Here is an 8,227-nt window from a genome sequence, read left to right on the forward strand (position 1 = left end):
AACAAAGACAAACCCTGTATGAGTCATCCTCAAAGAAGGGTTTGTCTTCAGTCTGGGCGCACCTTGGGTGCGCTTTTTTATTTGCAATCATATGTGGTAAAATGAAAGAAAACAAAGAAGGTGAAAAGTATGGAAATCGAGTTAGAAATCGATCGTCTAATGGGAGAAATAGAGGATTTATTCCAGGGGAAAGTAGATTCTCAGGATATTTTTGTTTTAGGTTGCTCAACATCTGAAATGGCAGGTGGAAAAATTGGGAAGGCATCTCGTCCAGAGTACGGGAAACTATTAGTCAATGCTTTAATCAAAACTACAAGCAAAATGGGACTCTTTCTTGCGGTTCAAGGCTGTGAGCATATTAATCGCAGTCTAGTGATAGAACGTCAAGCTGCTAAAAAGTATGGCTTAGAAATTGTCTCAGTAGTCCCTGCTTTGCATGCGGGAGGAGCAGCCGTAGCGGCCTATCAGTTATTCAAGGATCCAGTCATGGTAGAGCATGTTCAAGCAAGTGCAGGTATAGATATTGGGGATACACATATCGGTATGCATATAAAATATGTTCAAATTCCTGTTCGTTTTAAACACAACCAACTAGGGTTTGCCAGGGTAAATGGACTATCATCGCGGCCAAAATTAATTGGTGGAGAACGCGCAAATTATTAAATGTAGTCCTTAATTATCTTCTTAACATACTGGTCAATTTGATAGTAACGCCCCTTTTTATCAATGGTTTCCTTATCGTCCAAGAGAGCTTCTAAAAGTTCTAAGTTTAAAATCCATTCGCTAAGCTCGTGATGCGATTGTTCTGTAATAAGTAGCACCCAATATTGAAAGGCGAGATAAGTTTTTGAATGATTTGTCGATGACAATTCCATCTTAATGAAACCCACGTTCCAAGTAAAAGAGAAGAAACGAGGGCTGTCAAAGGCCAATATTTCTGCTTGTTGTTCATTTTTAATGTGGTCTGTGTAATGCAAATGATTGCTTACCTCAATTTTTTCTGTTAAGGGAAGGCCATGCTATCATTTTGCATGAGTGCTCTATCCGTTAAAAAGGGCCAACCATCTTTTTGTTGATGTTTATACAAGCAAGTAAATTCAATAGAGTAGTTGTTTTCACCAAGATTAATTAAATTTATTTCAGGTAACAAAGGAATCTCCTTTATTTTTTTATATAGTTTAACAAGGAAAGATAGTTACTTGAACAGTAGTTAACAGGTTTTTAGATTATAAAATAGATAGGAGCTCTAGAATGGTTTTATTAAGGAAAAAAATTGGTGTCGTTGTCACAGGTGGAATTGCTGCCTATAAAGCGACTGAATTAGTGCGACAACTTGTTAAAGCTGGGGCAATAGTGCGTGTTATAATGACAAAGTCAGCAAGTGAGTTTATCACTCCGCTAACTCTACAAGTGCTTTCGCGCCATGAAGTTTTGATAGATACTTTTAGTGAAAATGATACTGAACACGTTCAGCACATTGAGTTTGCTGATTGGTGTGATCTTGTAGTGGTGGCCCCAGCAACGGCTAATATTATTGGAAAATTATCCAACGGCATAGCAGATGAAATAGCTTCTACAACACTATTAGCTGTTGCTTGTCCTTGTCTTTTATGTCCGGCGATGAACACAAACATGTATCAGCATCCTGCCACTCAAAGAAACCTAAAACGTCTAAAGAAAGATGGTTACTACTTGTTAGAACCGGATACAGGCTTTTTGGCAGAAGGTTATGAAGGCAAAGGGCGATTACCAGCTATTACTCAGATTGTTGAAAAGCTTGAAAGTATAGCAGCCAAACATTTTTACCCTCAATTATTAGAGAATAAAAAAGTGATTGTAACAGCAGGTGGAACGAGAGAAAGAATCGATCCTGTTCGCTACATTTCCAATGATTCTTCCGGCAAGATGGGATATGCTATGGCTAAAATTGCGAGTTTTTTGGGAGCAGAAGTCTCTTTCATTTCCACTAAAGATCATTTTCCAATGATGGATAATATGGACTTGATTTTAGTGGAATCAGCGCTTCAAATGCAAAAAGAAATCAATGAGCGCTATGCGCAAACGGATTACGTTATTATGGCAGCTGCGGTGAGTGACTTCAGAATGATGGATCAAGCTGAACATAAAATTAAGAAAAAGGATCAAGAGAATGAGAAAATCCTGTGGGAACTTATCGAAAACCCAGATATTTTAGCGGAATTAGGACAAAATAAAAAGCAGCAAGTTTTAGTTGGCTTTGCTGCGGAGACTCAAAATTTAATCGAATATGCTCAAAGAAAGTTAAAGTCAAAAAGAATAGATTGGATTATCGCGAATGATGTTTCTCAGAAAGACATTGGTTTTAATTCAAAAAACAATCAAGTGACTCTTTTAAACGAAAAAGGGCAAGTTGTGAACTTACCTAAAATGGAAAAAATTGATCTAGCAAGAAAAGTTTGGGAAATTATTCTAAATGATCCGATTATTAAAGATTAGAGGAGAATAAATGAAATTAGTAGTTGAAAATCTAACAAGCGGTTATCGCAATGTTCCGGTCATTAATAATGTAAATTTTAAAATTCACTCAGGCGAAATAGTTGGATTAGTTGGTTTAAATGGTGCAGGAAAATCAACGCTCTTGAAAACTATTTTAGGCCTTTTACCTAACCAGTCAGGGCAAGTGCTGATTGACGGCATCTCAATTGCAGAAGACCACCAGAAGTATGCTAGTCAAATTGCTTATATTCCTGAAACGCCTATTTTGTACGAAGAATTAACTTTGAAGGAGCACTTAGAAATGACAGCTCTTGGGTATCAAATTCCGATGAAAACAGTCATGCAAAGAGCCCAACCTCTTTTAAAGAAATTTCGCCTAGAAAAAAAATTAGAGTGGTTCCCCACTCACTTTTCTAAAGGAATGAAGCAAAAAGTAATGATTATTTGTGCTCTAGTTACGGATGCTCAATTATTAATTATTGATGAACCATTCTTAGGATTAGATCCGCTAGCTATTCAACAATTCACAGATTTATTGAAGAAGAGCGCAGTTTCTGGTCGCTCAATTATATTTACAACACACATTTTAGCGATTGCTGAGGACTTATGTGATTCTTTTCTTTTGCTTCAAAAAGGTCAACTTGTAGCTCAAGGAGACTTAAACCAGTTGCAGGCTATCTATAACCTCCAAAAAGCGAACTTAAACGATATCTATATGACCATGACTAAGACAGGTGAAGTTAATGATTAATTTGGATCATTTATTTAATAAAAGAGCTAATCAATTATTGAAGGAAGTTGGGAAATATGGGCGATTAATTTTTAATGATCATTTCTCTATAGTGCTTTTCGTACTGATGGGTTTTCTAGCTTTGACTTATAGAGATCTACTTGAAAGATTAAACCAAGGTTCCTATTTTGCTTTCATATGGATGATTCCTTTGATGATAGCTTTTTTTCTTACAGTAATTTTAAACTTCGGGCACCCTTTATGGTTAAATCATGAGGCTGACCGATCCTATTTATTTCCTAGAGGCGAGGATTGGTTTAAATATTGGCGAAAAGCTTTTATCTACACCTCGCTTTCTCAAGTAAGCCTAGCTCTTTTAATTAGCTTTCTCTTCTATCCGTTAATCTCAATTGTGAGTGATTGGAATCAAAATAATGCTGTTTTCTTCTGTTTTATTTATGCAACTTTGAAATTTTTAGCTGTGATCAATCAATACCTAAATCTTTATTATCAAAATAACAATTTTTTATCTAGAAATTCCGTAAAAACACTCAACTATTTTACTGGATTTTTTATAACGATAAGCTTTTATTTACCCGATTTCTATCCATTTTTAATGATGTTAGTTGTAAGCGGACTATATTTAATGATTGTATATTGGCGTTATCGTATATTAGCTAAAAACCTTGTCGATTTTGAGTTCATTATTAACCAGTCTCATGCTAATAAATCGCGTTTTTATAAGCTGATTTCTCTATTTGCAGATGTTCCACAAGTAAAAACTCCCATTAAGGAACGGAAATGGTTGTATCCTTTGATGAACTTGATTCAAGGGAAAAAGGCTAATCGATATAGCTATTTCTTTGCTCGAATGATTACTCGACATGAAGGTTATTCAGGTATATGGCTTCGTATTACAGTGTTTATTCTGATTATCATTTTCTTATTGCCTGATAATTGGTTGGCTTTAACCTTAATAGGGGGAATTGGTTTTTGGCTCGCGCTTATTCAAATTTTGCCGATTTACTTACTAGGGAATAATTTGCCTTTTCAATTACTTTATCCTACTCAAGATTTACATTTGAAAAAGAATGCTTTTCAGAGGATGTTAGCTTCAATTTTGGTAATGATGATGCTTGCTTTTTGTTTAGGAATGCTAGTTAAAGTGGGTTTATCCTTAACACTACTGTGGGTTTCGTGTGCTTGGTTAATACTAATTTTAGCTATAATTCACTTTTATGTCCCTATTTGGTTAAAGAAATTAAAAAAGAAGTCCGATAAAAGAAAGCCTCTTTAAAGTAAGAAAGAATTTCTTTGATTGAAAACGAATTCTTTGTTAAAATTAATACAAATACTTATTAAGAAAGCAGGATGAATGATGTCAGTAAATGAAGAATATCTTAAACGTCTAACAGAAGTTAACGGGATCGGTGGCAATGAACGTTATGTTCGCGAATTGTTTAAAGAAGAAACTAAAGACCAAGCAGAAGAATATCTGCAAGATGGTTTGGGTGGTATTTTTGCTAAGCATACAGGCAATGCGGATGGACCACGTGTTATGTTAGCTGCTCACCTAGACGAAGTTGGCTTTATGGTTAAAGAAATCACCGATGAAGGATTTCTTAAGTTCGTTACCATTGGTGGTTGGTGGAGTCAAGTTGTCTTAGCACAACAAGTAACAGTAACTACAAGAGAAGGTAAGACATTCCATGGTGTTACAGGATCTAAACCTCCACATGTACTAACTGCAGAAGCTCGTAAAAAGCCAATGGAATTTAAAGATATCTTTATTGACCTAGGTGCTTCTTCTAAAGATGAAGTCATGGAATGGGGTATTCGCCCTGGCGATATGATCACTCCGTACATCGAAACACGTCGTATGAATGGCACTAAATTCCTTTTAGGTAAAGCTTGGGATAACCGTATCGGTATAGCTGTTGCAATTGATGTATTGAAGAATTTAGCTAAAGAAGGACATGAAACGGTTCTATTCTCTGGGGCTAACGTTCAAGAAGAAGTTGGTCTACGCGGAGCTAGAGTTGCTGCACATATGCTTAATCCTGATATTTCATTTGCTCTAGATACTGGTACAGCGGGTGACACACCTGGTATGACTAAAGATGAATCTGCAAGTAAATTAGGAAAGGGACCTCAAATCATTGTTTATGATAGCTCAATGATAGCTCACCGTGGCTTACGTGAATTTGTAGTAGAAGTGGCTGATAGAGAGAACATTCCTTATCAATTCGAATTTATTCCTGGTGGTGGAACCGATGCTGGTTCACAACACCTAGCATTAAATGGTATTCCTTCTATTGCGATTACTGTTCCAGTTCGCTACTTACATTCACATACTTCTGTTATTCACGAAGATGACTACTTAAATATGGTCAAATTAGTAACAGCAGTAGTGAAAGAGTTGAATGCAGAGACAATCAAGCAAATTAAAGATAACGCATAAAAATTAACTTTATTAATCCCCTTAAGCATCAGAAGTTTGATACCTAAGGGGGTTTAATTCATTAATTCAGTTCAGGAAATAAGGCTTCAAGCGCTCGTTCAGCTAGGGGTTGTGAATGTCCGATAGCAGGAAAAAGGTGCAAACTCATCATTGGATTGTAGTTAGCCTCTAGCACAGCGTAAGAATTGGAGTTAGATAGAGGCTCTTGATAGTTCTTGATAATGATATCTACTCCACAGAAAGTGGATTTCATAGCTGCAGCTGTTCTTTCAGCAATTTTAATAAAATCTGAATGAACTTGATCGGTTCGATCGATGGCAATTCCTCCGGAAGAAACATTAGAATTTTTTCTTAAGTAGACTTTTTTACCATTAACGGGAATTGATTGCAGAGAATAGTTTTGTTCAGCAAGAGTTATTCTTTCTATTTCACCTTTTTCTAATAAGGTAAGAGGAGCTAGATGTCTAGGCCCTCTGAATGGATGGTTATTTTCGAGATCGATTAACTGTTCAACAGTGTGCTGGCCATCGCCAATAATATGAGCGGCTTGTCTTTCACAAACTGCTAAAACTTTTTGATTTTGCACATAAAATCTTAGTTCAATCCCTTCAATAAATTCTTCAACTAATACCGTATGATCGTGTTTGAAAGCTTCCTTCATAGCTTTTGTATAGGTTTCTTTTTCTGGAAAATTTTCGAAGATAGTAATTCCCAAACCATAGTTAGTATTTTGCGGTTTAATTACGATTGCAGATTTGTCTAATAGAGAATAATAATTGATTGCTTGATCTAAATCATTGAATTTTCTCCCTTTAGGTGTTTGAATTTTTTCTCTATCAAGAACCAATTTAGTAGCTGATTTGTTATCCATTAAGAAGTATGAAACCTGGCTGTCTAAGGAAGTCATATTAGCACTTTTGATTAATTCTGTATGCTCATTGAATTGAAGCTCAATTAAGTTATCTTCAATATCAACGATGGTAACTTGAATACCAAGCTCTATCGCTTTTTTTATTAAGGCTTGTGTCGAAAGTTCTAACTTCTCAAAACCATGAAGGAGATATTTGTTTTTTAAAGACTGTCTTTGAAAAATTTGGCTAAGTTTAAGCAAGCCCTGGGAAAGGTCTTTAAAGTCGGTATATTGACTAGTGATTTGGCCTGCAAGCGTTTGGGAGGGTTGCTCTATTTGCATAAACTTTTTAGCAACAAGCTGACCTAAATAAGAGTCGGGATAGTAATGAGCATCTAGGTTTTCTGCAACAGTTTGTAAGGTATGTGAGAAAGACTTAATAAGTTCTTTATTGATTAATGGATCGATAGGGTTAGATTCTGCTGTATTTTGGTTACGTTCATTGGCTAGATTAATTTCTTCTTCGCTAATTGACTGTTGGTGAAGAAGAAGAGCAAGAATCCATACTTTTACAAAATCGAGGTCTTCCAAACTGATTCCAAATGGTTGAAAAGGATTAAGATCAAAATTTCTAAATTCTAAATAAGAAATGCCCTCCTTGAGCATTGCGCGATTAGGTTTAGCCCCCCGCATTCTAACATCTCGGTAGAGCTCCTTCTCAAAATGTAGAATCCCCTGAAAAATGAGATCTTCAATATCTGTGACATATGTTTGAAAATTATTATAGGAAACTGAAACGTTTTTACTATTCCTGTAGCCATAGCGACTTTGGCGAACTGATTTCATAACTGTTTTGTGGGGTTTGCCGTATAAAACAGTCTCGTAATCATCTGAAAAATAAGGGGTGGCCCCTAAAAGATAAGTTAATACCCAGCGGTAGTAAAGATATTTACGTGTCAAGTCCATGTAAACCTTATTTCGATTGGAGATATATTTTGATTTTGAGGAATTCAGTTTTTGATTTAAAAGCTGATCATTAATTTGAAAGTTATAATGGATGCCTGATAGTAGTTGAACTTTTTTGCCGTAGTATGAAATAAGATATTTACGATAATTATAGTCATCTTTATTATCTAATTCAGCGCTTCGAATTTGATTAATATTAGATAATTGAGGTGGCATACTATAAGGCCAAAGCATTTCTGCTGGCTTCGAATTTGAAATTCTATGCTGTGTTATCTGGTGAAGACCAGCTAACCAATTGATTACCTCTTCATTAGTAGAAAAGGGTGGAGTAATTAACTCTAATTGACTTTCAGAAAAATCAGTTTGAAGATAAGGGTGGAAGGAACGGTTTCCCCAATCATGAGGATGGTCACTCTCACTAATTGATCCGTTGAAATTGATTCGAACGGTTTCTCGTTCGAGCCCCACGGTCGATTCCCAAAGTAATGGTAAATCTTCGATTGTAAACTCAATAATTTTATTCATAAGAAAGCTCCTCTTATATGAAGTAATTAATATTATAACAAAGTGATAAGAAAAAAGGTGAAAAAAATTTGAAAAGCCCTTGACTTAAGAAGACAACCCATGTTATATTATTTCTTGTCGTCACGAACGACCGAAACGAAAGAAAAAAAGTTTAAAAAACTTTTTAAAAAGGTTTGACAAAAAATCTAAACCATGCTAGTATATAGAAGTTGTCACTTAT

General features: G+C 35.6%; 7 protein-coding genes. 5 read left to right on the top strand and 2 right to left on the bottom strand.

The features are described from left to right. The first annotated feature begins 129 nt into the window (after positions 1-129). Entirely contained in the window at positions 130-663 is a 534-nt protein-coding gene (locus ACQV18_RS08990; RefSeq protein WP_428892973.1) for a TIGR01440 family protein, read from the top strand. On the opposite strand, the gene ACQV18_RS08995 is transcribed toward ACQV18_RS08990, so the two are convergent. Further along, the gene (locus ACQV18_RS08995; protein WP_428876086.1) at positions 660-977 is read right to left on the bottom strand and encodes a hypothetical protein; all 318 of its coding nucleotides are present in this window, start codon (positions 975-977) and stop codon (positions 660-662) included. The two genes, ACQV18_RS08990 and ACQV18_RS08995, sit on opposite strands and share 4 nt — an antisense overlap. Before the next feature lie 274 nt (positions 978-1,251). On the opposite strand from ACQV18_RS08995, the gene coaBC reads away from it, so the two are divergent. From coaBC to ACQV18_RS09015, 4 genes are all read left to right on the top strand, one after another. After that, the gene (coaBC, locus tag ACQV18_RS09000) at positions 1,252-2,475 is read left to right on the top strand and encodes a bifunctional phosphopantothenoylcysteine decarboxylase/phosphopantothenate--cysteine ligase CoaBC (RefSeq protein WP_428874190.1); all 1,224 of its coding nucleotides are present in this window, start codon (positions 1,252-1,254) and stop codon (positions 2,473-2,475) included. A 10-nt stretch (positions 2,476-2,485) separates the two neighbouring features. Continuing rightward, complete coding sequence (locus ACQV18_RS09005; RefSeq protein WP_428892974.1) at positions 2,486-3,226, top strand: ABC transporter ATP-binding protein; 741 nt, start codon at positions 2,486-2,488, stop codon at positions 3,224-3,226. Next, positions 3,219-4,502 (top strand): ABC transporter permease, encoded by a 1,284-nt coding sequence (locus tag ACQV18_RS09010; protein ID WP_428875526.1) that lies wholly within the window; start codon positions 3,219-3,221, stop codon positions 4,500-4,502. Before ACQV18_RS09005 ends, ACQV18_RS09010 begins: the two co-directional genes overlap by 8 nt. Before the next feature lie 78 nt (positions 4,503-4,580). Then, a complete protein-coding gene (locus ACQV18_RS09015; protein WP_428874193.1) occupies positions 4,581-5,666 on the top strand; it encodes a M42 family metallopeptidase in 1,086 nt (361 codons plus the stop codon). A gap of 61 nt (positions 5,667-5,727) precedes the next feature. Here ACQV18_RS09015 and gshAB read toward each other — a convergent pair whose 3' ends face one another. Continuing rightward, a complete protein-coding gene (gshAB, locus tag ACQV18_RS09020) occupies positions 5,728-8,007 on the bottom strand; it encodes a bifunctional glutamate--cysteine ligase GshA/glutathione synthetase GshB (protein WP_428892975.1) in 2,280 nt (759 codons plus the stop codon). Positions 8,008-8,227: the final 220 nt, after the last annotated feature.

Origin of the sequence: Facklamia sp. P9177, assembly GCF_050409585.1 — a bacterium.
Classification (GTDB): Bacteria; Bacillota; Bacilli; order Lactobacillales; family Aerococcaceae; genus Facklamia.

Bases quoted from the DNA above. Each gene is read 5' to 3' on its own strand.
- ACQV18_RS09010 (WP_428875526.1), top strand. From the start codon at position 3,219: ATGATTAATTTGGATCATTTATTTAATAAAAGAGCTAATCAATTATTG.
- coaBC (WP_428874190.1), top strand. From the start codon at position 1,252: ATGGTTTTATTAAGGAAAAAAATTGGTGTCGTTGTCACAGGTGGAATT.
- ACQV18_RS09005 (WP_428892974.1), top strand. From the start codon at position 2,486: ATGAAATTAGTAGTTGAAAATCTAACAAGCGGTTATCGCAATGTTCCG.
- gshAB (WP_428892975.1), bottom strand. From the start codon at position 8,007: ATGAATAAAATTATTGAGTTTACAATCGAAGATTTACCATTACTTTGG.
- ACQV18_RS09015 (WP_428874193.1), top strand. From the start codon at position 4,581: ATGATGTCAGTAAATGAAGAATATCTTAAACGTCTAACAGAAGTTAAC.
- ACQV18_RS08990 (WP_428892973.1), top strand. From the start codon at position 130: ATGGAAATCGAGTTAGAAATCGATCGTCTAATGGGAGAAATAGAGGAT.